Source organism: Streptomyces sp. Y7 (assembly GCF_043195415.1).
Lineage (GTDB): Bacteria > Actinomycetota > Actinomycetes > Streptomycetales > Streptomycetaceae > Streptomyces.
Genome location: NZ_JBIDDQ010000021.1, coordinates 49,878 through 75,057 on the forward strand (window position 1 = coordinate 49,878; position 25,180 = coordinate 75,057).

A 25,180-nucleotide genomic window follows, 5' to 3' on the forward strand; every position below is an offset into this window, starting at 1 on the left:
TGACACAGCAGAACGGACCGGCCTCGAAAGGCCGGTCCGATTCTGTCGGCAGATAGTCCGGAAGTACCAGATCACCCGGAGAAGTCACCCTTTTGAGTGAGGTGACCCCAACGCGCCCGGTGAAGCGTGCCCCCACAAGGGGCGCGGGGAACTGCGCGACCAGCCACGACGGTCCCGTAGCCGCCGGTCTACAGCAGTCCCCGCCCCTTGGGCGAACTAGCCCCTCAACACCGCCCCGGTCCGCTCCCCGGCAAGAGCGACCGCCGCGTCCCGGGCAGCCGAAGCCTCATCCACGGTCAGCGTCCGGTCACCCGCACGGAAGCGCAACGCGTACGCGAGCGACTTCTTGCCGTCGCCGAGCTGCTCGTCGTTGACGTACACGTCGAACAGCCGGATCGCCTCGAGGAGTTCACCCGCGCCCTCACGCAGCGCGGCCTCGACCTCGGCGGCCGGCACGGGCTTGTCCACGACGAGCGCGACGTCCTGAGTGGCCACCGGGAACGTGGAGATGCTCGGCGCCTGGGGCGTACCGTCGCCGACCTGCTCCAGGGCGTCCAGGTCCAGCTCCATCGCGCAGGTGCGCGCGGGCAGACCGAGGGCCTTGAGCACCCGGGGGTGCAGCTCGCCGGCGTGACCGACGACCGTCTCCGTGCCGTCCACGGCCACGGCGAGCTCGGCGCAGCGGCCGGGGTGCCACGGCCCGTACTGGCCACTGCGCACGATCAGCTCGGCACCGGCCTCGCGGGCCACCAGCCGGGCCGCCTCGATGGCGTCGGCCCAGTCGGCCGGACGTCCGGCGCCCCACCAGCCGGCCTGCTCACGCGCACCGGCGAGGACGACCGCCACGTGCCGCGGCTGCTGGGGCAGCACGGCGTCGAGCGCGGCGAGCTCCTCGTCCGTCGGGCGGCGGTCGACCGGCAGATGACCGGCGGTGCCCCGCTCCTCGTTCGGGAGGAAGACCAGCCCGGTCTCGAACAGCGCCAGCTCGTGCGAGCCCCGCCCGTCGTTGCGCCGCAGCGCGCCGAGCAGACCCGGCAGCAGCGACGTGCGCAGCGCGGGCTCCTCGTCGTTGAGCGGGTTGACCAGCTTGACGACGCGGCGGGCCGGGTCGTCGGCGGCCAGGCCGAGCTGGTCGAAGACCTGCTCGCTGACGAAGGGGTAGTTCGGCGCCTCGACGTAGCCGGCCCCGGCCAGCGCGCGGCCGACGCGGCGGTGCAGGCGCTGACGGTGCGTCAGGCCACGGCCGGACGGCGGCTTGGGCAGCGTGGAGGGCAGGTTCTCGTAGCCCTCCAGGCGGATGACCTCTTCGGCCAGGTCGTTCGGCTCGAGGAGGTCGGGCCGCCACGACGGCACGGTGACGATCAGCTCGTCCTGCCCGTACACGTCGCAGCCGATCTCCTGGAGCCGGCGCACGACGGTCTCGCGGCCGTACTCGACGCCCGCGACCTTGTCCGGGTGGTCGGCCGGGACGGTGATGGTGTGCGGCGCGGACGGCGTGACCACCTCGGTGACACCGGCGTCGGCGGTGCCGCCCGCGAGCAGGACCAGCAGGTCGACGGTGCGCTGGGCGGCCGCGGCGGCGGCAGCCGGGTCGACGCCGCGCTCGAACCGGCGGGACGCCTCGGAGGACAGCTTGTGCCGGCGGGCGGTGCGCGCGATGGCGACCTGGTCGAAGTGGGCGGCCTCGATGACCACGGCGGTGGAGGCGTTCTCGACGTCCTCGTGGTCCGCGATCTCGGTGTTGGCGCCGCCCATGACGCCCGCGAGGCCGATGGGCCCGCGGTCGTCGGTGATCACCAGGTCCTCGGCGTGCAGCTTGCGCTCGACGTCGTCGAGGGTGACGAGCTTCTCGCCCTCCTCGGCGCGGCGCACACCGATGGTGCCCTGGACCAGGTTGCGGTCGTAGGCGTGCAGCGGCTGGCCGAGCTCCATCATCACGTAGTTGGTGACGTCGACGGCGAGCGAGATCGGGCGCATGCCGACCTTCTGCAGGCGCCGCCGGAGCCAGATCGGCGAGCGGGCCTCGGGGCTGAGGCCGGTCACCGTGCGGGCGGTGAAGCGGTCGCAGCCCATCGGGTCCGAGACCTGCACCGGGTAGCCGAAGGCGTTCGGGCCGGGCACGTCCAGCAGCGCCGGGTCGCGCAGCGGGAGGCCGTAGGCGATGGCGGCCTCGCGGGCGACGCCGCGGATGGACAGGCAGTCGCCGCGGTTGGCGGTGACGGCGATGTCCAGGACCTCGTCGACCAGCTCCAGGAGCTCGATGGCGTCCTTGCCGACCTCGGTCTCCGGCGGCAGCACGATGATGCCGTGCGTGCCGTCGTCGCCCATGCCCAGCTCGCCGCTGGAGCAGATCATGCCGTGGGACGTGCGGCCGTAGGTCTTGCGGGCGCTGATCGCGAAGCCGCCGGGCAGCACCGCACCGGGGAGGACCACGACGACCTTGTCGCCGACCTGGAAGTTCCGGGCGCCGCAGATGAGTTCCTGGGGCTCGCCGGTGCCGTTCGCCTGGCCGACGTCGACGGTGCAGAAGCGGATCGGCTTCTTGAACTCCGTCAGCTCCTCGATGGTCAGCACCCGGCCGACGACGAGCGGGCCCTTGAGACCGTCGCCGAGCTGCTCGACCGTCTCGACCTCCAGACCGGCGGAAATGAGCTTGGCCTGGACGTCGCGCCCGGTCTCCGTCTCCGGCAGGTCGACGTACTCCCGCAGCCAAGAAAGCGGGACCCGCATCAGATCTCCATCCCGAACGGCCGGGTGAACCGGACGTCACCCTCGACCATGTCTCGCATGTCTTCGACGTTGTGGCGGAACATCAGCATCCGCTCGATGCCGAACCCGAAGGCGAAGCCGCTGTACTTCTCCGGGTCCACGCCGCAGGCGGTGAGCACCCGCGGGTTGACCATGCCGCAGCCGCCGAGTTCGATCCAGCCCTCGGAGGAGCAGGTACGGCAGGGCCGGTCGGGGTTGCCCACGGACTCGCCCTTGCAGACGTAGCAGAGCATGTCCATCTCGGCGCTGGGCTCGGTGAACGGGAAGAAGTTCGGCCGCAGCCGCGTCTTCATGCCCTCGCCGAACAGGGACTGGACCATGTGGTCCAGGGTGCCCTTGAGGTCCGACATGGTCAGGCCCTCGTCCACGGCGAGCAGCTCGACCTGGTGGAAGACCGGGGTGTGGGTGGCGTCCAGCTCGTCCGTGCGGTACACGCGGCCGGGACAGATCACGTAGACCGGCAGCTCACGGCTGAGCAGCGAGCGGATCTGCACCGGCGAGGTGTGGGTGCGCAGCACGACACCGGACTCGGTGCCGCCGTCAGGGCCCTGCACGAAGAAGGTGTCCGCCTCGCCGCGCGCCGGGTGGTCCGGGCCGATGTTGAGGGCGTCGAAGTTGAACCACTCCGCCTCGACCTGCGGGCCCTCGGCCACCTCGTAGCCCATGGCCACGAAGATGTCCTCGATGCGCTCCGAGAGCGTGGTGAGCGGGTGGCGGGCGCCGGCCGGTACGCGGTCGTACGGCAGCGTGACGTCCACCGCCTCCTCGACCAGCACGCGCTGGTCGCGCTCGGCCTCCAGCTCGGCCTGGCGTACGCCGAGCGCCTTGTTCACCGCGCCGCGGGCCTGGCCGACGCGCTTGCCGGCTTCCGCCTTGGCGTGCGGGGGCAGGGCGCCGATCTCGCGGTTGGCGAGGGCCAGCGGGGAGGTGCCGCCGGTGTGGGCGACCTTGGCCTCCTGGAGCGCGTCGAGGGAGTCCGCGGCGGCGAAGGCGGCGAGCGCCTCGTCCCGCATGCGCTCGATCTCTTCCGGTTTCAAGGCCTCGACCTCTACAGGGTCGTACGACTTATTCGGTGCCGACATCTCTTCCCGTGCTTCCGATTGGCTGGCTGAGTGCCCCGTCTCGACCTGGAGACGTTCCGTCTCTGGTTGTGGACGCAAAGGTGCCAATGGCCGAGTCTAACGGGGTCGGGGGAGGCGAATGCGCCCGTGGTGCCTCAGGCCATGAAGGCCGGTGCCGCCACGGGCAACGTAAATCGGAACTGTGCGCCGCCGCCGGGGGCGCGGCCGACCGTGATGGTGCCGCCTTGGGCCTCGACGATGCCCTTGACGATGTAGAGCCCGAGGCCGGTGCCGCCGCGCTTGCTGCCCCGCCAGAAGCGGGTGAAGACGCGGTTCATGGACTCCTCCGGGATGCCGGGCCCCTCGTCGCTCACCGTGACCGACGTGCCGGTGTCCTCGCCCTCGCGGGGGGACGCCGTGGCCGTGATGTCAATGGTGACCGTTCCGTCGCCGTGCCGCACCGCATTTTCGATCAGATTGCTGAGTACCTGGTCGATCTTGTCCGGATCGGCCCACAGGGCGGGCAGCGGCTGTTCGATGCGCAGCAGGAACCGGTCGGCGGGCTGGCCCGCGGCGACGTACGCCTGGATGTGCCGCCCCACGGCCGCGCCGATGTCGACGGGCTGGCGGCGCACTTCGAGGCGGCCGCTGTCGATGCGCGAGATGTCGAGCAGCTCGGCGATGAGCCGGGTGACGCGGTCGGCGTCGGCGTCGACGGTCTCCAGCATCAGCCGCTTCTGGTCGTCGGTGAAGCGTTCCCACTTGGCGAGGAGCGTGGCGGTGAAGCCCTTGACGGAGGTCAGCGGGGAACGCAGCTCGTGGGCGACCGTCGCGATCAGCTCGGCGTGACTGCGTTCGGTGCGGCGGCGGGCCTCGGTGTCGCGCAGGGAGACGACGACGCGGTGGACGGGCCCGGTCGGCTCGGTGCGGACGTAGCGTGCGGAGACCAGCACCTCGCGCCCGCCGGGCAGCAGCAGGTTGCGCTCGGGCTGCCGGCGCCTGATGGCCGGCCCGCCGTAGGGATCGGTCAGCTGCCACCAGCGCCGGCCCTCCAGATCCTCCAGCGGCAGGGCCTTCTCCAGGCGCTGCCCGAGGGCGTCGGCGGCCCGGACGGCGGTGATGCGCTCGGCGGCGGCGTTGAAGCAGATGACGTGCCCGTGCTCGTCGGCGACGACGAGGCCGTCGGGCAGGTCGTCGGGATCGAGACCGAGCTCGGCGGGGTCACCCGTCCGGGACGCGGACGGCCGCGGCACCTGGTGTGCTCCCGGTGCGCTGCTCGTGCCGACACTCATCCCCGTACCCCACCTCTCACGACGGCTGAGGGGCCCCCGAGCTGGTCACCCTACTAGCTCTCGGTGACGCTGCGGCACCCTCCGGAGGCGCGCTGTGCACGGGCCGACGCATAGAGACATACGGCGGCGGCGGTGGCGAGGTTCAGGCTCTCGGCCTTTCCGTGGATCGGGACGCGCACGACGGCGTCGGCCAGCGTGCGGGTCTCCTCCGGGAGCCCCCACGCCTCGTTCCCGAACACCCAGGCGGTCGGGCCGCCCATGCTCCCCTTGTCGAGCTCGTCGTCGAGGTCGCGGTCCCCTGCTCCGTCGGCGGCGAGGATCCGTACCCCGGCCTCCTGGAGTCCGGCCACGGCCCGCTCGACGGGCACGCCGACGGCGACGGGAAGGTGGAACAGGGAGCCGACGGAGGCGCGCACGGCCTTGGGGTTGTAGAGGTCGACGGAGGCGTCGGTGAGGACGACGGCCTCGGCGCCCGCGGCGTCGGCGCAGCGCAGCACGGTCCCGGCGTTCCCGGGGTCGCGCACATGCGCGAGCACGGCGACGAGCTTGGGCCGGGCGGCGAGGATCTCCTCGAAGGGGGTGTCGATGAACCGGCAGACCCCGACGAGTCCCTGGGGCGTGACGGTGGTGGAGATCTCGGCGATCACCTGCTCGTCGGCGAGGTGCACCCGCGCGCCCGCGTCCCGGGCCTCCCCGAGGATGTCGGCGTACCGCTCCGCGGCCTCGACGGTCGTGAACAGCTCCACGAGCGTGGACCCGTACGCCGCCGCCTCCCGTACGGCCTGCGGCCCCTCGGCGAGGAAGAGCCGCTCCTTGCCCCGGAAGTTCCGCCTGGCAAGCCGCCGCGCGGCGGAGACGCGAGGGGAACGGGGGGAGATCAGCTCAGGGCTGACGGGGGGCATGCTCTACACCTTCGGTCACTAGATTTCCGCCGCGACGGCGATCAACCGGGTCGGCGGGTCCCGGCGGTGCCGGACCCACCCGCACTACTCAACGCAACGGACCCGCAGGCAGAAACCCGCGGGTCCGTCCAGTCACGTCGGCCTGGGCCAAGCGCAGCGTCACGCAGCCTTCGGGGCGTTGACGTCGCTCGGCAGCGCCTTCTGGGCGACCTCGACGAGCGCGGCGAACGCGTTCGCGTCGTTGACGGCCAGCTCGGCGAGGATCTTGCGGTCCACCTCGACGTTGGCGGCCTTCAGACCCTGGATGAAGCGGTTGTACGTGATGCCGTTGGCGCGGGCAGCGGCGTTGATGCGCTGGATCCACAGCTGGCGGAAGTCACCCTTGCGCTTCTTGCGGTCGTTGTAGTTGTAGACCAGCGAGTGGGTGACCTGCTCCTTGGCCTTGCGGTACAGGCGCGAACGCTGACCGCGGTAGCCGGAGGCCTGCTCGAGGATCGCCCGGCGCTTCTTGTGGGCGTTGACTGCCCGCTTGACGCGTGCCACTTTTTAACTCCTTGTAGCGGGGCCGCGGTTGGACTCACACGGCCCGGAAACGATTGGGTCCCGGTCCAGACGTACGGCGCTCATGACGGGCGCCGCGGACGTCACTTGCCGAGAAGCTTCTTGATCTTCGCGGCGTCGCCCGGGGCCATCTCGGCGTTGCCGGTCAGGCGGCGCGTCACACGGGACGACTTGTGCTCGAGCAGGTGGCGCTTGCCGGCGCGCTCACGGAGCACCTTGCCGGAGCCGGTGATCTTGAAGCGCTTGCTGGCACCGCTGTGCGACTTGTTCTTCGGCATAGCGCCGTTCTCTCCTCGTGGGTGGCGCTCCGGTGCCCGGTCGTGAAACCGGGCACGGTGGAGCGTCGCTCGTATATCGATTACGTCCTGGGGACCAGTGGTCCCCCGGGATCACGCCTCGGCGGAAGCCTCGGCAGGTGCCTCGGTCTCCACGGCGTTCTCGGAGTCCGCGGCGTTCTGCGACTTGCCGGGGTTGGCCTTCGCTTCTGCCTTGCGGGCTTCCTGCGCCTGACGTGCCTCGGCCATCGCCTCGGTCTTCTTCTTGTGCGGACCGAGAACCATGATCATGTTCCGGCCGTCCTGCTTCGGGTTCGACTCCACGAAACCGAGGTCCTGGACGTCCTCCGCGAGACGCTGCAGCAGTCGGTAGCCGAGTTCCGGCCTGGACTGCTCGCGACCACGGAACATGATCGTGATCTTGACCTTGTCGCCCTGCTTGAGGAACCGGACGACGTGACCCTTCTTGGTGTCATAGTCGTGCGGGTCGATCTTCGGCCGGAGCTTCATCTCCTTGATGACCGTGTGCGCCTGGTTCTTGCGCGCCTCACGGGCCTTCATGGCCGACTCGTACTTGAACTTCCCGTAGTCCATGAGCTTGCACACGGGCGGACGGGCGTTCGCCGCGACCTCGACCAGGTCCAGGTCGTACTCCTGCGCAAGCTCCAGTGCCTTCGCCAGCGGGACGATGCCCACCTGCTCGCCACTGGGACCGACAAGTCGCACCTCGGGAACGCGAATCCGGTCGTTGATGCGGGGCTCGGCGCTGATGGATCCTCCTCGGTTAGCACCACACGGCGGTCTGGCGGACAGCCGCGTATGTCTCTTTTCGACAGACCTAACCGCGCCGAAGCACAAAAAATGCCCCGGACGATCACAGGCGGGGCTCCAAGCACTACCGGAGCACCGCCGCGATGATCGCGGGGCGCGATTTCGGACGGCTCCATCGTCCGTACGGAACGATGGTGGCCGCCTGACCGGGGTGACCCGCCGTCCCGGGGGACGATCAGGTGGGAGTTCGGAGCCTCCACTTGTGGGTCGGTACATATGACCGACCGGTCGAGAACCAGCGTACCAAATTTTGCAAGGACCGCTCACCGGGCGGTTAGGGTCGACCGCATGGCCACGTCGATCTGGCTCTGGTCCGCCGCGGACGTCCCCCATCGTGACGTACTCGGCGAGGCGGAGCGACGGCGGGCCTCGGCTCTGCGGGAGCCGCTGGGGTCGTACTTCACGGCGGCCCGGGTGGCGGTGCGGACGGTCCTCGGGGAACTGCTGGGGGTGCCGGGCGGCGACGTCGTCCTGGGCAACCACCCCTGCCCCGGCTGCGGGGACCCCGGCCACGGGCCGCCACGGGTGGTGTGGCCGGAGACGTCCCTGTGGATCAGCGCCAGCCGTGCGGAGGGCTACGGCGCCCTGGCGGTGAGCGCCGCTCCCGTCGGGGTGGACATCGAGACGCACCGGCCGGTCGACCTGCCGGGCCTCGTCCGTGACGCGCTCGCCCCGGCGGAGGCCGTCTGGCTGGACGGGTGCACGGAGCCCCGGGAGCGGCTGCTCGGCTTCTACCGCTGTTGGACCCGCAAGGAGGCGGTGCTGAAGGCGGTCGGGGTGGGGATGAGCGTCGACCTGCGCCGCTGGGACACCGAGCCCGGGGCCGAGCGGGGCACCGTGCGGGACACGACGTCCGGCCCGGCACGGCTGTGGGCGGTGGAGAACCCGCCTTCCCTCGCGGACACGACCCTGGCCGTCGGCCGCCCCGCCGAGGCCGCGGCACAGGAGGGCGACGTCCGCGTCGGAACCCTTTCCCCGGCGGACGGCGACCGCCGGTGACCGGCCCACGCCCCCGCTGCCGCCCGAGGACGGTCAACTACGCTGAGGGGGTTCCGCGCCCTGAAAGAGATGTGAGCGATGACCGACAGTACGCAGCCGCCGTCCGACTTCGACGCCATGACCCGCGACATCGCCGAGGTCCCGGCGGTCGAGGTGATCGTGACGGTCGCCGTGAATCTGATGAGCGCCGCCGCCGTGAAGCTCGGTCTGACAGAGGAGGGCGACAAGTTCAAGGACCTCGACGAGGCCCGCAAGCTGGTGCACGCCCTCGCCGGGCTGCTGGACGCGAGCACGACCGAGATCAGCTCGTTCCACGCCGCGCCGCTGCGCGACGGCCTGAAGTCGCTCCAGCTGGCCTTCCGCGAGGCGTCGGTCGTTCCGGACGAGCCCGGCCAGGGGCCCGGCGAGAAGTACACGGGCCCGGTCTACGGCTAGCTCACCCTCGTACGTACAGGGGCTCGCCCGGTGGCGTGGTCCCGGCCGGCAGCAGTGCCAGGTCGAGACCGCGCACCAGGCGGGCCCTCAGCGTTTCATCGGCGGCGAGCCGCTCGGCGACCGCACGCGCGGCCTCGGCGGGGGCGGCGGAGGCGTCCAGGACCAGGGCGAGGGTGCCGTCGGCCTGTCCGGGTCCGAGGTGGGCGCTGAGCACGGCGGGCACCGAGGACACGACGGCCCGCACCGCCTCCCGCACGGCCGGATCGGCCAGCGGATCCGTCGTCGTACGCCCCTCGACCAGGGCGAGCAGCGCCCGCCCCGTCAGCTCGTAGGGCACCGGACCGGCCATGTCCAGCACGATCGTGTCCGCCCGCTCGTGCGCCGCGGCCTCCAGGGCCTGGTTCAGGGGTACGGCGACGGGGCGGGCCGCCGGGTCCCAGCGGGCCAGGGAGTCGGTGGACGTGAACGCCGGCAGGGCGGTGCGGTTGCCGGCCTTCAGGGTGGGGACGGCCATGTCGCTGGTCTTCTCGCGGCGCAGCCCGTTCTCGTCCTCCTCGACCTCGCCGAGGACGGCCACGACCGGCACGAGCAGCCGGGCGTCCTTCAGCGCCTCGAGGACCGGGCCCTCCGCGGTGCGGTCCTCGGCCCAGGCCGCGAGCGCGGCGCCCAGCCGGGGGTCGACGGAGCCGTCGTCGTCGGAGAACGGGGAGTCGGGAATGTTCTTGTTCGCCACGGTCACCGACCCTATCGGGGGGATGCTGCTGCGTTTGTGCGGCCCCGGAAACGCGCGCGTGACACCCGGTCGCCTGAATCTTCGATTCTCTGACACGCCTCTAACGTGCGTCTCACGGCATGCACAGACACACCCCGGACGATCGCGGCATGGAGTCCTCCAGAGCCCGCCGCGCCCGTACGCCCCGACGCCGCCCGCTGCTCCACGGTGCCCTCGCCACCTTCGTGGTCCTGGGCGGTACGGCCGCGGGCACCGCGTATGTGAAGACCCGGGCGCATCCAGCGGTGCGGGCCGTATCGTCGACGGCGACGCCGGGGCCCTCGGCGTCGACCAGCGACGGCACGGACGGAAAGGCTCCTGTGGATCCGGTGACGGAGCCGACGGTCGACCATGACGCGCTGCTGGCCGGTGCCATGAAGGCGGTGGACGTCGAGAACGGCGCCGCGGTGTCGGTGGCGGTGCTGGACCTGGAGTCCGGCACGAGCGCCATGTACGGCGACGGTGACTTCGACACCGCGAGCATCGTCAAGGTCGACATCCTGGCCGTGCTGCTGCTCCAGGCCCAGGACGCGGGGCGGGAGCTGACGGCGGCGGAGCGGTCGTACGCCACCGACATGATCGAGAACAGCGACAACACCGCCGCCTCGGCCCTGTGGCGGACGATCGGGAAGGCGGGCGGGCTCGACGCGGCGAACGCGCGTCTCGGGCTCACGGGCACCGTCGGCGGCCACGACATGTACTGGGGGCTGACCCGGACCACCGCGGCCGATCAACTCGCTCTGCTGCGGCAGGTGTTCGGGACGGAGTCGGAGCTGAGCGCGGACTCCCGGGCGTATCTCGGCGGGCTGATGGGGCACATCGCGGCCGACCAGCACTGGGGCGTGTCGACGGTGGCCGACGGCTCGGCGTGGGCGCTGAAGAACGGCTGGCTGCCGCGCACCGCCACCGGGCTGTGGGACATCAACAGCATCGGGCGGGTGACGGCTGACGGCGCCGACTATCTGGTGGCCGTGCTCTCCGACGGCAACACGACCAAGGAGAAAGGCGTCGCGCTGGTCGAGGCCGCGGCACGGGCGGCGGTGTCGGTGTTCGCCGGCGAGGACGCCTCCCCCGCCCCGGCGGCCACGGCGACGGCCGCCTCCTCGTAGCGGAACCGGCGACTGAGACCGAAGCACGCCCGGGGGCGGCTGGAGGCCGTAGCGGACCCCGCGGCTGGAGGCCGTGGCGGAAGCGGCGGCTGGAGGCCGAAGCGGAAGGGGCGGCCGCTGGAGGTCCTGGCGGAAGGGGCGGCCGCTGGAGGTCCTGGCGGAAGCGGCGGCCGCCCAAGGCTCCTGGCGGAAGCGGCGGCTAGAGGCCGAAGCGGCCGCGGCGGCCTCGCCACACGACGACCGCCGCCACCAGCATCAGCCCGCCCGCGGCGCCCGCGAGCCATGCGGTCCAGCTCGTCGCGTCGTCGTCCGAGGCGGCCGCGTCGGGGCCGGAGCCGAAGTACTCGTCGCCGTAGGCCGCCGCCTTCAGGCCCTCCGGCTTGATACCGGCGGCCTTCTTGATGGCGGCGGCCGGGTCGATGAACCCGTAGCCGCGGGAGTCGTCGCGGCCGTCGTCCGGGGCGTTGCGGGCCGTGTCCTCGAGGAGCTTCTTGATCTGCGCCGGGGTCAGGCCGGGGTGGGCGGCCTTGACCAGGGCCACCGCGCCGGAGACGAAGGCGGCCGCGGCGCTGGTGCCCCAGCCCTCGTAGTACTTGTGGTCGGGGTCGGCGATGACGACGTTCACGCCGGGGGCGCTGACCGTGGCGTACCAGCGGCGGGTGGAGAACGAGGCGCGGGTGCCGTAGCGGTCGACGGCGGTCGCGGCGATGACGCCCGGGTAGGCGGCCGGGTAGGAGATGTGGTCGCCCTTCTCGCCGCCGTTGCCGGCCGAGGCGACGACGACGGCGCCCTTGTTCAGGGCGTACTGCACGGCTTCGTCCTCGCCGGCCTCGGGGTGGGCCGACTTGGAGTCGTCGCCGAGGGAGAGGTTGATGACGTCGGCGCCGTGGTCGGCGGCCCAGCGGATGCCTTCGGCGAGGGCGTTGCCGCGGGTGCTGCGGGCCTTGGCGCGGGCGGGGTCGCCGTCCTCCAGGATCACGCGGACGGGGAGGATCTTGGCCTCGGGAGCTATGCCCATGACGCCGTCGCCGTTGCCCGCGCCGTGTCCGTGGCCGGCGATGATGCCGGCCATCGCGGTGCCGTGCCGGGCCCAGGCGCGGTCACCGCGGTCGGCTCCGAAGCCGACCATGTCCTTGCCCTGGAGGACGTTGCCGTCGAGGTCGGGGTGATCGGACTCGACGCCGGTGTCCAGGACGGCGACCGTGACGCCCCTGCCCTTGGTGGTCTGCCAGGCCTCCTGCGTGTGCATGGCCTCCAGGGCCCACTGCTGGGCGCGTATGGAGTCGGCGTGGGCCGCGGTGGGCGGCAGGAGGGCGAGGCAGGCGCCCAGGAGGGCGGCGAGGGGGCCGGTGCGCCGGGTCACGAGGTGCTTCACACTCCTGCTCACGGAGCCGGAGGCGGCGCCGTTCAGGCGGGCGTGCGTACGCGTCTTCGCGCCGGGGGTCATGACGACGGCTCCGTGGACGGGCCGACGTTCCTGCGCAGGGCACGCTCGACGCGGTCGGCGAGACCCTGTGCCTCGTGGCCGAGGCCGGCCTGGGCGACGGCCGTGGTGGCGCCGGCCTCCATGGCCTCCTCGGCGGGCTGGGGCTCGTCGACGGTGCGGTGGTCGGCCCAGCCGGAGACGGCGTAGACGACGACGGGGGCGTCGGTGAGGACGGAGATGGTCCAGGAGGCGCGCTGCTCGTCGCCGAAGCCGGCGGCCTCGGTGCCCTTGGCGGCGTACGGACGGGGCATGAGGTCCGTACGGCGGTCGAGGCCCTCCTTGGAGAAGCGGCTGTCGAGCGAGCGCATCGCGGTGGCGTCGGCGTCGGTGAAGAGCAGGCCGACGGTGGTGACGTGGCTCTGGGTGGCGTCGGTGTAGGTGGCGCGCAGCAGGCGCCGGCAGCCGACGGGCGCGAGGGCCTTGCGCAGGAGCGGGTCGAAGGCGCCGGCACAGCCGGTGTCGGGGGCGACGGCGATCCGCGTCCAGGTCCGGTCGGCGCCCCCGGGACCGGCGCCCTTCCCGATCACGGTGGGCGGGAAGAGCTGGTCGACGGGGACGCCGTGCCACAGGCTCCCGGCGGCCGCGAAGGTGTCCCGGGCGCCGCCGTCACCGGGCTCCCCGACCAGCCAACTCCCGGTCACGGCACCGCCGATGAGTCCGACGCCGAGCACGACACAGGCCGCCGCCAGGGCGATCCGGGGCCGCAGCCGCATCCCGAGCGGACGGGGCCGCGCCTGCTCGTCGTACCCCTCGGGCTCCCCGAACGACACGACGGGGCGCCCCGAACCCGGCGCCATGGGCGCGCTCCAGGACAGGGACGGATCCGGCGAGAACTGGGGGGAGCCCGCCGGGGAGTACGGCATGCCGACCGAGCCTCCGTCGGATGCCGGCGCCCCGTACCCGTCCGAGGGCGGCCGCATGGGCGGGAGGGGTGCGGAGGTGGATCGACGGGGGGACTCGGCGGGAGCGGCGCCGGGATGCTGCGGGACGCCGCGGGCACCTTGCGCCGAGGCGGGGCGTGCCTGCGGGGGCGCGGAGGGGGAACCCTGCGCCGACGGATCGCCGGGACGGGAGGGCGTGCCTACGCGGCCCTGACCGTGAGCGGTGCCGGGGGAACCCTGCGCCGGAGCACCCCCAGGGCGCGAAGGCGTGCCTACGCCGCCCTGCCCTGAAGTGGTGCCGGGGCGAGACGGCGTGCCTGCGGGACCGCGGCCGGGAGCCGTGCCCGGGCGGGGCGGCGTGCCGGGGGAACCCTGGGCGCCGGAAGGGTGGTTGGGGGTGTCGGTCGGCGGGGTCGCGGGGATCGGGCGGAGGCGGAACGTCGTCTCCGCGGCCGTCTCGACGGGGGCGCCCGTACGCCGGGGCGTCGAGGGGCGGGGCGGCGTGCCGCCGGGTGCGGTCCGGCCGTCGCGCGCGAAGTGCGTCGAGGCACCCGGGGCCGGGTGGCGGCGCGTGCTCTCGGGGCCCGCCGGTTCACCCGCGGCCGGACGGCGGCCGGCGCCGCCGACGTTCGGCGAAGCACCCGCGCCCGGACGTCGACCGGGGCTCTCCGGGCTCGCGCCCGGGTGGCGGTCGTTGGCCTGGGCGCTCTGTGGCGCACCCGTGGCGGTGTGACGGCTGCTTCCCTCGGAGCCCGCTGCCGGATGGCGGCCGTTGCCCTGGGGGCTCACGGTCGGGTGGACGCCGTTGCCCTGGGAGCTCGCGGTCGGGTGGACGCCGCCGGCCTCGGGGCCCGCGGCCGGATGGCGGCCGTTGCCCTGTGCGCCCGGTACCGCACCCGTGGCGGTGTGACGGCTGTCCCCCTCGGAGCCCGCGGCCGGACGGCGGCCGTTGCCCTGGGGGCTCACGGTCGCGTGGACGCCGTTGCCCTGGGGGCTCACCGTCGGGTGGACGCCGCTGGCCTCGGGGCCCGCGGCCGGACGGCGGCCGTTGCCCTGTGCGGCGGTGTGACGGCTGTCCCCCTCGGAGCCCGCGGCCGGACGGTGGCCGTTGCCCACGGGGCTCGCGGTCGGGGCGCCGGGTGTGGGTGGGGCGTCCGGGAAGCGGGCCGAAGCCGGGGGTGGGGGCGGGGCGGAGGGGGTGCCGGAGGCCGGGGACGGAATGCGGGCGCTCGGGTGGGAGCGGGGATCGGCGGGGGCAGACGTACGGGAGGTCGTCGGCGTCCGGCCGCTCGGGGTCGGGTTCGCGTCGGCACCGCCCCGCACCGGGCCCTCCGTTCCCGCGCCGGTCGTTGGGGCCGGGCCGTCCGTGTCCTCGTCGTGTGTGTCGCCGGCGGCCGGCGGCTGCGGGGGTCTCGGCGGTGTGGTCGGGCGGGGCGGGACGGCGGGCGGAGGCGGGGTCGACGGGCGCGGGGGAACGGGGACGCGACGCGCTTCCGTGCTCATGCACCCCCCGTTTCCTCGTCCCCGGGCCCGTCCTCGTGCGCGGGCCACCGCTGCTGTTCCCGGTCTGTCCCGCCCGGCACGGACTCCTCCGACCAGGCACGCATACCCGCGCCGAGGGAGCGTCATCCCGGCGCACGACGCGGCCGTGGACGTTCCCACTTGCGTGCGCGTCACTCTACGGGTTGAACCTGCGCGAACGGGAACCAGTCCACGACCCCGTGCGGATCTGCCCGGAACGTCCCCCTACCCTGCGGTAATCCCGTCTGGCAGGCTTCGTTCATGACTGCGCGCGCCGCTGACCGGGCCCGTTATGACCGGGCCACCGCCCATCTCGAAGCCCCCCTCGCGATCGTCGACCTGGACGCCTTCGACGCCAACGCGGACGACATGCGCCGCCGGGCCGGCGGCAAGCCGATCCGCGTCGCGAGCAAGTCCGTACGCTGCCGAGCGCTGCTGGAACGGGTCCTCGCCAAGGACGGCTTCGCGGGCCTGATGTCGTTCACCCTCGCCGAGTCGCTGTGGCTGGCGCGGTCCGGGTTCGACGACGTCCTGCTCGCCTACCCCTCGGCCGACCGTGCCGGGTTCGCGGAGCTGACCGGCGACCCCAAGCTCGCCGCCGCCGTCACCGTGATGATCGACGACCCGGCGCAGCTGCGGCTGATCGACGCCGCCCGCAACGGTGGCCGGGAAGTCGTCAGGGTCTGCCTGGAGTTGGACACCTCCCTGAAGCTGCTCGGGGGACGGGTGCGCGTCGGCGCCCGGCGCTCGCCGCTGCACTCCCCCGCCCAGGTCGCCGACATGGCGCGGACCGTCGCCCGCCGGCCGGGGTTCCGGCTCGTCGGGATCATGGCGTACGAGGGACACATCGCCGGGGTCGGGGACTCGGTGGCGGGGCGCCCGCTGCGGTCGCGTGCCGTACGGCTGATGCAGGCCACCGCTCGCCGGGAGCTCGCCCAGCGCCGGGCCGAGGTGGTGCGGGCCGTGCGAGCGGTGGCGCCGGAGCTGGAGTTCGTCAACGGCGGCGGCACCGGCAGTGTGCAGTTCACGGCCGCCGAGGACGCCGTCACGGAGATCGGTGCCGGGTCGGGGCTGTACGTGCCGCGGCTGTTCGACAACTACACGTCCTTCAGCGGGCGTCCCGCCGCGCTGTTCGCCCAGCCGGTGGTGCGCCGGCCCGGGGTCGGGATCGTGACCGTCCTCGGCGGCGGGTATCCGGCCTCGGGTGTGGCGGGTCCCGACCGGCTGCCGGTGCCGTATCTGCCCCAGGGGCTGCGCTACGACCCGCAGGAGGGGCCCGGCGAGGTGCAGACGCCGCTGCTCGGCTCCCCCGCCGACGACCTGCTGCTCGGCGACAAGGTGTGGTTCCGGCACGCGAAGGCCGGTGAGCTGTGTGAGCGGTTCGACGCGCTGCACCTGATCGAGGGGGACACCGTGACGGCGACCGTGCCGACGTACCGGGGCGAGGGCCACACGTTCCTGTAGCGCGCCCGGGGCTCAGTCCGTGGTGGACCGGATGCCCTTGGTGAGACGGTCCATGTCGGCCAGCGGCGGCCCGTCCGCCCCGGCGTCGAAGACGTAGCGGACGACGACCGGTGACTCGGTGCCGACGCGGGAGGGGAAGACGAGGGACTGGACGTAGCCGCCCTCCCCCTTGGCCGTGGTGACCCGCCAGCGCACGAACCAGCCGGCGCGGCCCGCGACCGTCACCGGGCCGGAGTCCATGACCTTGTGGGACTCGATGCCGCCGAAGGGGCGCCGGCCGATGAGGTCGCGGTCGTAGGCGGCGTCGGCCGCTTCCTCGATGTCGGCCTTGGCGATCGCCTCGGGGGAACTCCCGTCGTCCGCGGTCGCCGTGCGCGAGCTGACCCTGCCGTGCCGGCAGAAGCCGAAGTCGGCGGGGCAGTCGTAGGTGCCGTCCGTGGTCATGAGGATGTCGGCCTCGGTGACGTTGCGCGGTCTGACCCAGCCGTCGAGCAGCGGCAGGGTGATGCCGTTGAGCTGGTCCGTGACCACCGCCGGGCCGTCGGCGGGAGGCTCGGAGGCGGTCTCGGAGGAGCTCGGGGTGTCCGAGGCCGGCTCACGGTCCGCGGGCTGCGAGGTCGCGAGCGTCGGCGCGGTCTCCACCTGCCCGCCGCCGTCGTCCTCGCCGAGGACGATCACGCCCGTGACGATCGCCGTGACCAGGACGGCCCCGGCGGCGATCAGGGCGGCGACCTTCGGCCCCTTCCCGGAGGCACCGCCGGCCGAGGGCCGGGCGGGCGTCAGCGGCACGGTCGGCTGCGACCCGTAGGCGGGCGGGCCGGGCACCGGCGGCGTCGGGGCCGCCGGTGCCGGTGCCTCGGGGGCACGCCGGTGCTCGGTCCAGGCCGTGCCGTCCCACCAGCGCTCCAGGTGCGGGGCGGAGGGGTCGCGGTACCAGCCGGGCGGGGGCGTCATGCTCATTCCGGCAACTGTAGGGCGGCCTACAGCGGCGTGACGTACGCCCCCGAGATTCCGCCGTCGACCAGGAAGTCGGTGGCGTTCACGAAGGAGGAGTCGTCGCTGGCCAGGAACGCGACGGCGGCGGCGATCTCCTCGGCCTCGGCGAAGCGGCCGACCGGGATGTGCACGAGCCGGCGCGCGGCCCGCTCCGGGTCCTTGGCGAACAGCTCCTGCAGCAGCGGGGTGTTGACCGGTCCGGGGCACAGGGCGTTGACCCGGATGCCGTCGCGGGCGAACTGCACGCCCAGCTCGCGGGACATGGCGAGCACGCCGCCCTTGGAGGCCGTGTACGAGATCTGGGACGTGGCGGCGCCCATCCTCGCCACGAACGACGCCGTGTTGATGATGGAGCCCCTGCCCTGCTGCCGCATGTAGGGGATGGCGGCCTTGCAGCACAGGTAGACGGAGGTGAGGTTGACCTCCTGGACGCGCTTCCAAGCGTCCAGGCCGGTCTCCAGGATGGAGTCGTCGTCGGGCGGTGAGATGCCGGCGTTGTTGAAGGCGATGTCGACGCTGCCGTAGGTGTCGAACGCCGTCTTGAACAGCGCCTCGACCTGCTCGGGGTCGGTGACGTCGACCTTCACGAAGATTCCGCCGACCTCCTCGGCGGCCGCCTTGCCGCGCTGCTCGTCCACGTCGCCGCAGACGATGTGCGCGCCCTCGGAGGCGAGCCGGCGGGCGGTGGCGAGGCCGATGCCGCTGCCGGCGCCGGTGATGACGGCGGTACGGCCGACCAGTCGGCGGCACACATTCTCTTCGGTCACTGTGCGGGGCCTTCCGTGCTGATGAAGACGTTCTTGGTTTCGGTGAAGGCGGTCAGGGCGTCCGGACCCAGCTCGCGTCCGATGCCGGACTGCTTGAAGCCGCCGAACGGGGTCCAGTAGCGGACGCTGGAGTGGGAGTTGACGGACAGGTTGCCGGCCCGCACGGCCTGGGAGACCCGCAGGGCGCGGCCGACGTCACGGGTCCAGATGGAGCCGGAGAGGCCGTAGTCGGTGGCGTTGGCGAGGGCGACGGCCTCCGCCTCGTCCTCGAAGGGCAGGACGACGGCGACCGGCCCGAAGACCTCTTCGACGGCCACCCGCGCACGGGGGTCGACGCCGGTGAGGACGGTGGGCGGGAACCAGAAGCCGGGGCCCTCGGGGGCCTTGCCGCGGATGCCGTCGAGGTCGTCGGAGACGTACGAACGGACCCGGTCCAGCTGGGCCTTGGAGATGAGCGGGCCCATGTCGGTCGTGTCGTCGGCCGGGTCACCTACGCGCACCGCCTCGATCGCGGGGCCCAGCAGCTCCATGAACCGGTCGTGGGCGGAGCGCTGGACGAGGATGCGGGTGCGGGCGCAGCAGTCCTGGCCGGAGTTGTCGAGGAAGGCCATGGGGGCGGCGGCCGCGGCGGCTTCGAGGTCGGCGTCGGCGAAGACGATGTTGGGGCTCTTGCCGCCGAGTTCGAGGGTGACGCGCTTGAGCAGAGCGGAGCCCTTGGCGAGGACCTGCTTGCCCACGGCCGTCGACCCGGTGAAGACGATCTTCGCGACGCCGGGGTGCTCGACGAGCGCGTTGCCCGCGACGGGACCGTGCCCGGGGAGCACCTGGAACACGCCCTCGGGAAGGCCGGCCTCCAACGCCAGCTCGGCCAGCCGCAGGGCCGTCAGCGGGGTCGTCTCGGCGGGCTTGAGCAGGACCGCGTTGCCGGCCGCCAGCGCCGGGGCGGTGCCCCAGGCGGCGATCGGCATCGGGAAGTTCCAGGGCGCGATCACGCCCACGACACCGAGCGGTTCGAGGATGGTGACGTCCAGGCCGCCGGGCACCGGGATCTGCTGTCCCGTCAGCCGTTCCACTCCCCCGGCCGCGTAGTCGAGCAGATCGCGGACGTTGCCCGCCTCCCAGCGGGCGTTGCCGACGGTGTGTCCGGCTTCCCTGACCTCCAACTGGGCGAGTTCTTCGAGGTGTTCGTCGACGGCGACGGCGAACCGGCGCAGCAGTCGCGCGCGTTCGCCGGGCGCGAGCGCGGACCACACGGCCTGCGCCCTCGTGGCCCGTACGACCGCCGCGTCGACGTCGGCCGCGGTGGCCGCCGGGACGGTGGCGACGACCTCTTCGGTGGCCGGATTCAGTACCTGGAGCTGGTCGGACAAGAAGTGCCTCACATGCGTTCGAAGGAGCGGCGCAGCTCCCAGTCGGTCACCGCGGCGTCGAAGGCCTCGAGTTCGACGCGGGCCATGTTGCGGTAGTGGGCGACGACCTCGTCGCCGAAGGCGGCCTTGGCGATCGGGCTGTTCTCCCAGAGCTCGGCGGCCTCGCGCAGGGTCGTGGGGACGTGCTCGAAGCCGGCGGTGTAGGCGTTGCCGGGACAGGGCTCGGGCAGCTCCAGCTTCTGCTCGATGCCGTACAGGCCGGCCGCCACCAGTCCCGCGACGGCGAGGTGCGGGTTGACGTCGCCGCCGGGGAGGCGGTTCTCGAAGCGCATCGAGCGGCCGTGGCCGACGACGCGCAGGGAGCAGGTGCGGTTGTCGTATCCCCAGGCGACGGCGGTCGGCGCGAAGGAGCCCGGCTGGAACCGCTTGTAGGAGTTGATGTTCGGCGCGTACAGGAGGGAGAAGTCACGCAGGGCGGCGAGCTGGCCGGCGAGGAAGTGGCGCATGACGTCCGACATGCCGCCCTCGCCGTCCCCGGCCATGGCGTTGTTGCCGGCGGCGTCCGCGAGGGAGAGGTGGATGTGGCAGGAGTTGCCCTCGCGCTCGTTGTACTTGGCCATGAAGGTGATCGAGACGCCCTCCTGGGCGGCGATCTCCTTGGTGCCGGTCTTGTAGATCGCGTGCTGGTCGCAGGTGACCAGGGCGTCGTCGTACTTGAAGGCGATCTCGTGCTGGCCGGGGTTGCACTCGCCCTTGGCGGACTCGACGGTGAGGCCGGCGCCCGCCATCTCGTTGCGGATGCGGCGCAGCAGCGGCTCGATCCGGCCGGTGCCGAGCACCGAGTAGTCGATGTTGTACTGGTTGGCCGGGGTGAGGTCGCGGTAGTTCGCGTCCCAGGCCTGCTCGTAGGTGTCCTTGAAGACGATGAACTCCAGCTCGGTGCCGACGTTCGCCGTGTAGCCGTGCTCGGCGAGGCGTTCCAGCTGGCGGCGCAGGATCTGGCGGGGCGCGGCGAGCACGGGCGAGCCGTCGTTCCAGGCGAGGTCGGCGATCAGCATGGCCGTGCCGGCGTTCCACGGGACGCGGCGCAGCGTGGCCAGGTCCGGGTGCATGGCGAAGTCGCCGTAGCCGCGGTCCCAGGACGACATGGCGTAGCCCTCGACGGTGTTCATCTCGGTGTCGACGGCGAGGAGGTAGTTGCAGCCCTCGGTGCCGTGGTGGAGGACCTCGTCGAGGAAGAAGCGGGCGGCGAACCGCTTGCCCTGGAGCCGCCCTTGCATATCGGGGAACGCCAGGACGACAGTGTCGATCTCACCGCTCGCGACGAGGGCGTGCAGCTCCTCGACGCTCAGCGGGGGTGTGCGGTCTGCCACGGGAGAGCCTCCATTCGGCTACTTCGGTCAGCCGGGAGCCATAAGGTATTGCGCAGGACCATTGATTGGGAAGGGGGTCCGGCCATATGTCGCAGGCGGATACGGAGCACGGGGCGCCCGGAGCCGACGACCGGCTGACGTCGGTGCTGCGGCCGGTGCGGGCCGGCAACGGCTTCGAGGAGGCCCTGGAGCAGATCCTCCAGGTCGTCCGGCTCGGCCTGGTGCCGGGCGGCGAGCGGCTGCCCGCGGAGCGGGAGCTGGCGGACCGGCTGGGGATCAGCCGGGTCACGCTGCGCGAGGTGCTGAAGGTGCTGCAGGACCAGGGCCTGGTGGAGTCCCGGCGCGGCCGCTACGGCGGAACGTTCGTCCTGCCGCGCCCCGTCACCCCGGGCGAGGAGGAGCTGCGCCGCCGCCTGAAGGACGTCGACGTCGAGGACACGCTGCGCTTCCGCGAGGTGCTGGAGGTGGGCGCGGCCGGGCTGTGCGCGGCGCACGGGCTGGACGAGGAGCAGGCGGACCGGCTGCGCGCGGCACTGGCACACACGCACGACGCCCCGCTCGCGGACTACCGCCGGCTGGACACCCTGCTCCATCTCACGCTCGCCGAGCTGTCCGGCTCCCCCACCCTGACCGCCCAGTACGCGGCCGTACGCGCGACCGTGAACGACCTGCTGGACTGCATCCCGCTGCTGGTGCGCAACCTGGAGCACTCGCAGCGCCAGCACACCGCCCTGGTGGAGGCGGTGATCGAGGGCAACGCGGAGTGCGCGCGGGAGATCATGCGTGAGCACTGCGGGGGCACGGCGGCGCTGCTGCGCGGCTTCCTCGGCTGAGCGGCGCCCGGTCCCCGGTGCGGGTGGATTTACCGGCGATTAACGCAAGGGTATTGCGTTCGAGCAGCCGACCCGGCAAAGGTATGCATCCATTCCATTGAACCGGAGCCCGGTCGACCCACCCCACCGTGCCCGGAACCGCCCGGTGTCCACCGCACGTGGGGAGTTGGCCTTGTCCCTGGAATCCACGAACACACCCTCCGCCGCCCCGGAGGCGGACGACTACCTGGAGCGCAGAGCCCTGCGCCGCGGCAGCGCCGGCTGGGTGCTGCTGACCGGACTCGGCGTCGCGTACGTCGTCTCCGGCGACTACTCCGGCTGGAACTTCGGTCTGGCCGAGGGCGGCTTCGGCGGCCTGGCGATCGCCATGGTCCTCATGGGCACCATGTACGCCTGCATGGTCTTCGCCCTCGCCGAGCTGTCCTCGATCCTGCCGACGGCGGGCGGCGGCTACGGCTTCGCCCGCCGCGCCCTAGGCCCGTGGGGCGGCTTCCTCACCGGTACGGCGATCCTCATCGAGTACGTCCTCGCGCCGGCCGCCATCGTCATCTTCATCGGCGACTACGTCGAGTCGCTCGGCCTGTTCGGCCTGGAGTCGGGCTGGCCGGTGTACCTGGTCTGCTTCGCGATCTTCCTCGGCATCCACCTGTGGGGCGTGGGCGAGGCACTGCGCTTCAGCTTCGTGGTCACCGGCATCGCGGTGGTGGCCCTGATCGTGTTCGCGCTGGCGGCGCTGCCGGACTTCTCCTTCGCCTCGCTCGACGACATCCCGGTCGACTCCTCGGCGACGGGTGCGAACTCCTGGCTGCCCTTCGGCCTGCTCGGCATCTGGGCGGCGTTCCCCTTCGGCATGTGGTTCTTCCTGGGCGTCGAGGGCGTGCCGCTGGCCGCCGAGGAGACCAGGGAGCCGGCCCGTACCCTGCCGAAGGCGATCCGCTGGTCGATGGCCATCCTGGTCGTCCTGGCCGTGGTGACCTTCTTCGCGGCGGCCGGCGCACGCGGCTCGGCGGCGGTCCAGGAGGCGGGAAACCCCCTGGTGGAGGCGCTGCAGCCGAACGGCGAGGCCACGACGCTCAGCCGGATCGTGAACTACGCGGGCCTGGCCGGCCTGGTGGCGTCCTTCTTCTCCCTGATCTACGCGGGCTCGCGCCAGCTGTTCGCCCTGTCCCGCGCGGGCTACCTGCCCCGCTTCCTGTCCCTCACCAGCCGCCGCAAGGCGCCCTACCTGGGGCTGCTGGTGCCCGGCACACTCGGCTTCCTGCTGGCCGCCGTGTCCGGCAACGGCGCGCGGATGCTGAACATCGCGGTCTTCGGCGCGACCATCTCCTACGCCCTGATGTCGCTGTCGCACATCGTGCTGCGCCGCCGCGAGCCGGAGCTGGAACGGCCGTACCGCACGCCGGGCGGCGTGCTGACCTCGTCGGTCGCGCTGGTGCTGGCCTGTGCGGCGCTGGTGGCCACGTTCCTGGTGGACGTGACGGCGGCGGTGATCGCGCTGGTGGTGTACGGGGTGGCCATCGCCTACTTCGGCCTCTACAGCCGCAAGCACCTGGTGGCGAAGGCTCCCGAGGAGGAGTTCGCGGCGCTGGCGGCGGCCGAGGCAGAGTTGGCACGGGACTGACGTTTCGAGAGTTGAGGGAGTCGCTGTGGCCAGGCCGCTGATCGGGGTCAGCACCTATCTGGAGTCCGGTGCGCGCTGGGGCGTGTGGGAGCTGGAGGCCGCGCTGCTGCCGGTCGGCTATCCCCGGCTGGTGCAGCGGGCGGGCGGCCTGGCCGCGATGCTGCCGCCGGACGACCCGGAGCACGCGGCGGCCGCCGTCGGCCGGCTGGACGGGCTGGTCATCGCGGGCGGACCGGACGTCGAGCCGGTCCGCTACGGCGCCGAGCGCGACCCTCGCACGGGGCCGCCGGCGCGGGAGCGGGACGCGTGGGAGCTGGCGCTGATCGACGCGGCGCTGGCCGCCGGGGTGCCGCTGCTGGGTGTCTGCCGGGGCATGCAACTGCTGAACGTCGCCCTCGGTGGCACGCTGCAGCAGCACATCGACGGGCATGCGGAGGTCGTCGGCGTCTTCGGCAGCCATACCGTGAAGCCGGTGCCGGGGAGTCTGTACGCCGCCGCGGTACCGGACGAGACGTCCGTACCGACGTACCACCACCAGGCCGTGGACCGGCTGGGCGAGGGGCTCGTCGCGTCCGCCTACGCGGCGGACGGGACGGTGGAGGCGGTGGAACTGCCCTTGGGCGAGTGGGTGTTGGGCGTGCAGTGGCATCCGGAGATGGGGGACGATCTGCGGGTGATGCGCGCCCTGGTCCGCGCCGCGACCGCCTGACACCCTCGTTCCTCGCCCCCGCCGCCCCTACCCGTCCCCGGACTCCCGCATCGGCCTGAACGGCCTCGTCCTCACACGCCGGACGGGCTGAAGAACCCAGCCCCTCCGGCGTGTGAGGAGCGGGGTCCGGGGCGGAGCCCCGGAAGGACGGGACGGGTAGGGGCGGCGGGGGCGAAGAGGATCAGCCCCGGGTCAGGGCCAGCAGGTCGCGGGCCGGTCCCACCGGGCGGTGCCCCGTGGGCCACACCGCCCGAAGGTCCCGCGCGAGGGAGACGTCCGCCAACGGCACCGCCACCAGCCGCCGCATCGACAGTTCCTCCCCCACCGCCAGCTCACTGAGCACCGCCGGCCCCGCCCCACTCACCGCCGCGGCCTTCACCGCGGTGGTCGACGACAGTTCGATCAGCGGCCGTGCCAGACCCCCCAGCGCCGCGTCCAGCACCTGCCGCGTCCCCGACCCCTTCTCCCGAAGGATCAGCGGGGTCTTCGCCAGCTCCGCCCCCTCCAGCGGCCGCCGCCGACGGGCCCACAGATGCCCAGGGGCCGTCACCACGATCAGGCTGTCGTGGGCGATGACGACGGAGTCCAGCCCCGACGGCACGCTCAGCCCCTCCACGAACCCCAGATCCGCCTCGTCCGCCAGCAACCGCTCGGCCACCGCCGCGGAGTTCCCGGCGAGCAGCGACACCGCCGTGTCCGGGCGCTGGGCCCGCAGGGCGAGCAGCCAGCCCGGCAGCAGATACTCCGCGATCGTCATGCTCGCCGCCACCCGCAGCCGCGAGTCCCGCCGGTCCCGCAGCGCCTGCGCCCCGGCGTCGAACGCCTCCGCCGCCTCCACGATCCGCCGCGCCCAGTCCGTCACCAGCGCCCCGGCGTCCGTCAGCCGGGAGCCCCGCGGCGACCGGTCCACCAGCGCCACCCCGAGCTGCCGCTCCATCGACCGGATCCGGCTGCTGGCGGCGGGCTGAGTGATCCCCAGCTCGCGCGCCGCCCCGCCGAGACTGCCGAGCCGCGCCACCGCCAGCAACAGCTCCAGCCCGCCGAGGTCCGGTACGCGGTGCGCCAGGGTTCCCGCGCGAAACTGCCCCTCCGCCGCCTGAGTCATAAACCCAGTTTATGTCGCCATAGAGACGCGCTCCCTGGTGGGGGACGA

Annotated in this window: 21 protein-coding genes and 1 pseudogene; 7 read left to right on the top strand and 15 right to left on the bottom strand. The window is 72.8% G+C overall.

What is annotated here, in order from left to right:
- Positions 1-216: 216 nt before the first annotated feature.
- The 7 genes and pseudogenes from pheT to infC form a co-directional block, all read right to left on the bottom strand.
- Positions 217-2,730, bottom strand: coding sequence for a phenylalanine--tRNA ligase subunit beta (gene pheT, locus ACGFW6_RS34520; RefSeq protein WP_393518984.1), 2,514 nt, complete (start codon positions 2,728-2,730; stop codon positions 217-219).
- The gene (gene pheS, locus ACGFW6_RS34525) at positions 2,730-3,851 is read right to left on the bottom strand and encodes a phenylalanine--tRNA ligase subunit alpha (RefSeq protein WP_393518987.1); all 1,122 of its coding nucleotides are present in this window, start codon (positions 3,849-3,851) and stop codon (positions 2,730-2,732) included. Before pheS ends, pheT begins: the two co-directional genes overlap by 1 nt.
- 134 nt (positions 3,852-3,985) lie before the next feature.
- Positions 3,986-5,122 carry an ATP-binding protein gene (locus ACGFW6_RS34530; protein ID WP_393518990.1) on the bottom strand — a complete coding sequence of 379 codons (1,137 nt, stop codon included), beginning with the start codon at positions 5,120-5,122 and terminating at the stop codon, positions 3,986-3,988.
- 53 nt (positions 5,123-5,175) lie between these two features.
- Positions 5,176-6,024 (bottom strand): TrmH family RNA methyltransferase, encoded by an 849-nt coding sequence (locus tag ACGFW6_RS34535; RefSeq protein ID WP_393518993.1) that lies wholly within the window; start codon positions 6,022-6,024, stop codon positions 5,176-5,178.
- Positions 6,025-6,183: 159 nt separating this feature from the next.
- Positions 6,184-6,567 (bottom strand): 50S ribosomal protein L20, encoded by a 384-nt coding sequence (gene rplT, locus ACGFW6_RS34540; protein WP_006141703.1) that lies wholly within the window; start codon positions 6,565-6,567, stop codon positions 6,184-6,186.
- 101 nt (positions 6,568-6,668) lie between these two features.
- Positions 6,669-6,863 (bottom strand): 50S ribosomal protein L35, encoded by a 195-nt coding sequence (gene rpmI, locus ACGFW6_RS34545; protein ID WP_003977225.1) that lies wholly within the window; start codon positions 6,861-6,863, stop codon positions 6,669-6,671.
- Between the two features lie 111 nt (positions 6,864-6,974).
- Positions 6,975-7,656 (bottom strand): annotated as a pseudogene (gene infC / locus ACGFW6_RS34550) (translation initiation factor IF-3).
- A gap of 323 nt (positions 7,657-7,979) precedes the next feature.
- On the opposite strand from infC, the gene ACGFW6_RS34555 reads away from it, so the two are divergent.
- Positions 7,980-8,690 (top strand): 4'-phosphopantetheinyl transferase family protein, encoded by a 711-nt coding sequence (locus ACGFW6_RS34555; protein WP_393518996.1) that lies wholly within the window; start codon positions 7,980-7,982, stop codon positions 8,688-8,690.
- 78 nt (positions 8,691-8,768) lie between these two features.
- A complete protein-coding gene (locus ACGFW6_RS34560; RefSeq protein WP_393518999.1) occupies positions 8,769-9,125 on the top strand; it encodes a DUF1844 domain-containing protein in 357 nt (118 codons plus the stop codon).
- 1 nt (position 9,126) lies between these two features.
- Here ACGFW6_RS34560 and ACGFW6_RS34565 read toward each other — a convergent pair whose 3' ends face one another.
- Positions 9,127-9,858 (bottom strand): SseB family protein, encoded by a 732-nt coding sequence (locus tag ACGFW6_RS34565; RefSeq protein ID WP_393519002.1) that lies wholly within the window; start codon positions 9,856-9,858, stop codon positions 9,127-9,129.
- A 149-nt stretch (positions 9,859-10,007) separates the two neighbouring features.
- Between ACGFW6_RS34565 and ACGFW6_RS34570 the strand changes: the two genes are divergently transcribed.
- On the top strand, positions 10,008-11,006 hold the full coding sequence (locus tag ACGFW6_RS34570; protein ID WP_393519005.1) for a serine hydrolase: 999 nt from the start codon (positions 10,008-10,010) through the stop codon (positions 11,004-11,006).
- A gap of 199 nt (positions 11,007-11,205) precedes the next feature.
- On the opposite strand, the gene mycP is transcribed toward ACGFW6_RS34570, so the two are convergent.
- Positions 11,206-12,453: a type VII secretion-associated serine protease mycosin gene (gene mycP, locus ACGFW6_RS34575; RefSeq protein WP_393519008.1), complete on the bottom strand. Its 1,248-nt coding sequence runs from the start codon at positions 12,451-12,453 to the stop codon at positions 11,206-11,208.
- Positions 12,450-14,876 carry a hypothetical protein gene (locus ACGFW6_RS34580; protein WP_393519012.1) on the bottom strand — a complete coding sequence of 809 codons (2,427 nt, stop codon included), beginning with the start codon at positions 14,874-14,876 and terminating at the stop codon, positions 12,450-12,452. Before ACGFW6_RS34580 ends, mycP begins: the two co-directional genes overlap by 4 nt.
- 279 nt (positions 14,877-15,155) lie before the next feature.
- Here ACGFW6_RS34580 and ACGFW6_RS34585 point away from each other — a divergent pair, with 279 nt between their 5' ends.
- Entirely contained in the window at positions 15,156-16,358 is a 1,203-nt protein-coding gene (locus tag ACGFW6_RS34585; protein WP_393519015.1) for an amino acid deaminase/aldolase, read from the top strand.
- Positions 16,359-16,370: 12 nt separating this feature from the next.
- Here ACGFW6_RS34585 and ACGFW6_RS34590 read toward each other — a convergent pair whose 3' ends face one another.
- The 4 genes from ACGFW6_RS34590 to ACGFW6_RS34605 are packed head-to-tail and all read right to left on the bottom strand — an operon-like array spanning position 16,371 to position 20,864.
- A complete protein-coding gene (locus ACGFW6_RS34590) occupies positions 16,371-17,312 on the bottom strand; it encodes a DUF2510 domain-containing protein (protein ID WP_393519174.1) in 942 nt (313 codons plus the stop codon).
- 26 nt (positions 17,313-17,338) lie between these two features.
- The gene (locus ACGFW6_RS34595; RefSeq protein ID WP_393519018.1) at positions 17,339-18,121 is read right to left on the bottom strand and encodes a 3-oxoacyl-ACP reductase; all 783 of its coding nucleotides are present in this window, start codon (positions 18,119-18,121) and stop codon (positions 17,339-17,341) included.
- The gene (locus ACGFW6_RS34600) at positions 18,118-19,491 is read right to left on the bottom strand and encodes an aldehyde dehydrogenase family protein (RefSeq protein WP_393519021.1); all 1,374 of its coding nucleotides are present in this window, start codon (positions 19,489-19,491) and stop codon (positions 18,118-18,120) included. Before ACGFW6_RS34600 ends, ACGFW6_RS34595 begins: the two co-directional genes overlap by 4 nt.
- Before the next feature lie 8 nt (positions 19,492-19,499).
- Entirely contained in the window at positions 19,500-20,864 is a 1,365-nt protein-coding gene (locus ACGFW6_RS34605; protein ID WP_393519024.1) for a glutamine synthetase family protein, read from the bottom strand.
- Between the two features lie 86 nt (positions 20,865-20,950).
- On the opposite strand from ACGFW6_RS34605, the gene ACGFW6_RS34610 reads away from it, so the two are divergent.
- The 3 genes from ACGFW6_RS34610 to ACGFW6_RS34620 all read left to right on the top strand — a co-directional run bounded on the left by ACGFW6_RS34610 (position 20,951) and on the right by ACGFW6_RS34620 (position 24,027).
- Entirely contained in the window at positions 20,951-21,697 is a 747-nt protein-coding gene (locus ACGFW6_RS34610; RefSeq protein WP_393519027.1) for a FadR/GntR family transcriptional regulator, read from the top strand.
- Positions 21,698-21,869: 172 nt separating this feature from the next.
- The gene (eat, locus tag ACGFW6_RS34615; protein WP_393519030.1) at positions 21,870-23,318 is read left to right on the top strand and encodes an ethanolamine permease; all 1,449 of its coding nucleotides are present in this window, start codon (positions 21,870-21,872) and stop codon (positions 23,316-23,318) included.
- Positions 23,319-23,355: 37 nt separating this feature from the next.
- A complete protein-coding gene (locus ACGFW6_RS34620) occupies positions 23,356-24,027 on the top strand; it encodes a gamma-glutamyl-gamma-aminobutyrate hydrolase family protein (protein WP_393519176.1) in 672 nt (223 codons plus the stop codon).
- Positions 24,028-24,208: 181 nt separating this feature from the next.
- Here ACGFW6_RS34620 and ACGFW6_RS34625 read toward each other — a convergent pair whose 3' ends face one another.
- Entirely contained in the window at positions 24,209-25,132 is a 924-nt protein-coding gene (locus ACGFW6_RS34625; protein ID WP_393519033.1) for a LysR family transcriptional regulator, read from the bottom strand.
- Positions 25,133-25,180 lie beyond the last annotated feature (48 nt).

Bases quoted from the DNA above. Each gene is read 5' to 3' on its own strand.
- ACGFW6_RS34535 (WP_393518993.1), bottom strand. From the start codon at position 6,024: ATGCCCCCCGTCAGCCCTGAGCTGATCTCCCCCCGTTCCCCTCGCGTC.
- ACGFW6_RS34625 (WP_393519033.1), bottom strand. From the start codon at position 25,132: ATGACTCAGGCGGCGGAGGGGCAGTTTCGCGCGGGAACCCTGGCGCAC.
- ACGFW6_RS34590 (WP_393519174.1), bottom strand. From the start codon at position 17,312: ATGACGCCCCCGCCCGGCTGGTACCGCGACCCCTCCGCCCCGCACCTG.
- ACGFW6_RS34570 (WP_393519005.1), top strand. From the start codon at position 10,008: ATGGAGTCCTCCAGAGCCCGCCGCGCCCGTACGCCCCGACGCCGCCCG.
- ACGFW6_RS34530 (WP_393518990.1), bottom strand. From the start codon at position 5,122: ATGAGTGTCGGCACGAGCAGCGCACCGGGAGCACACCAGGTGCCGCGG.
- pheT (WP_393518984.1), bottom strand. From the start codon at position 2,730: ATGCGGGTCCCGCTTTCTTGGCTGCGGGAGTACGTCGACCTGCCGGAG.
- pheS (WP_393518987.1), bottom strand. From the start codon at position 3,851: ATGTCGGCACCGAATAAGTCGTACGACCCTGTAGAGGTCGAGGCCTTG.
- mycP (WP_393519008.1), bottom strand. From the start codon at position 12,453: ATGACCCCCGGCGCGAAGACGCGTACGCACGCCCGCCTGAACGGCGCC.
- ACGFW6_RS34555 (WP_393518996.1), top strand. From the start codon at position 7,980: ATGGCCACGTCGATCTGGCTCTGGTCCGCCGCGGACGTCCCCCATCGT.
- ACGFW6_RS34560 (WP_393518999.1), top strand. From the start codon at position 8,769: ATGACCGACAGTACGCAGCCGCCGTCCGACTTCGACGCCATGACCCGC.
- ACGFW6_RS34580 (WP_393519012.1), bottom strand. From the start codon at position 14,876: ATGAGCACGGAAGCGCGTCGCGTCCCCGTTCCCCCGCGCCCGTCGACC.
- rpmI (WP_003977225.1), bottom strand. From the start codon at position 6,863: ATGCCGAAGAACAAGTCGCACAGCGGTGCCAGCAAGCGCTTCAAGATC.
- ACGFW6_RS34585 (WP_393519015.1), top strand. From the start codon at position 15,156: ATGACTGCGCGCGCCGCTGACCGGGCCCGTTATGACCGGGCCACCGCC.
- ACGFW6_RS34610 (WP_393519027.1), top strand. From the start codon at position 20,951: ATGTCGCAGGCGGATACGGAGCACGGGGCGCCCGGAGCCGACGACCGG.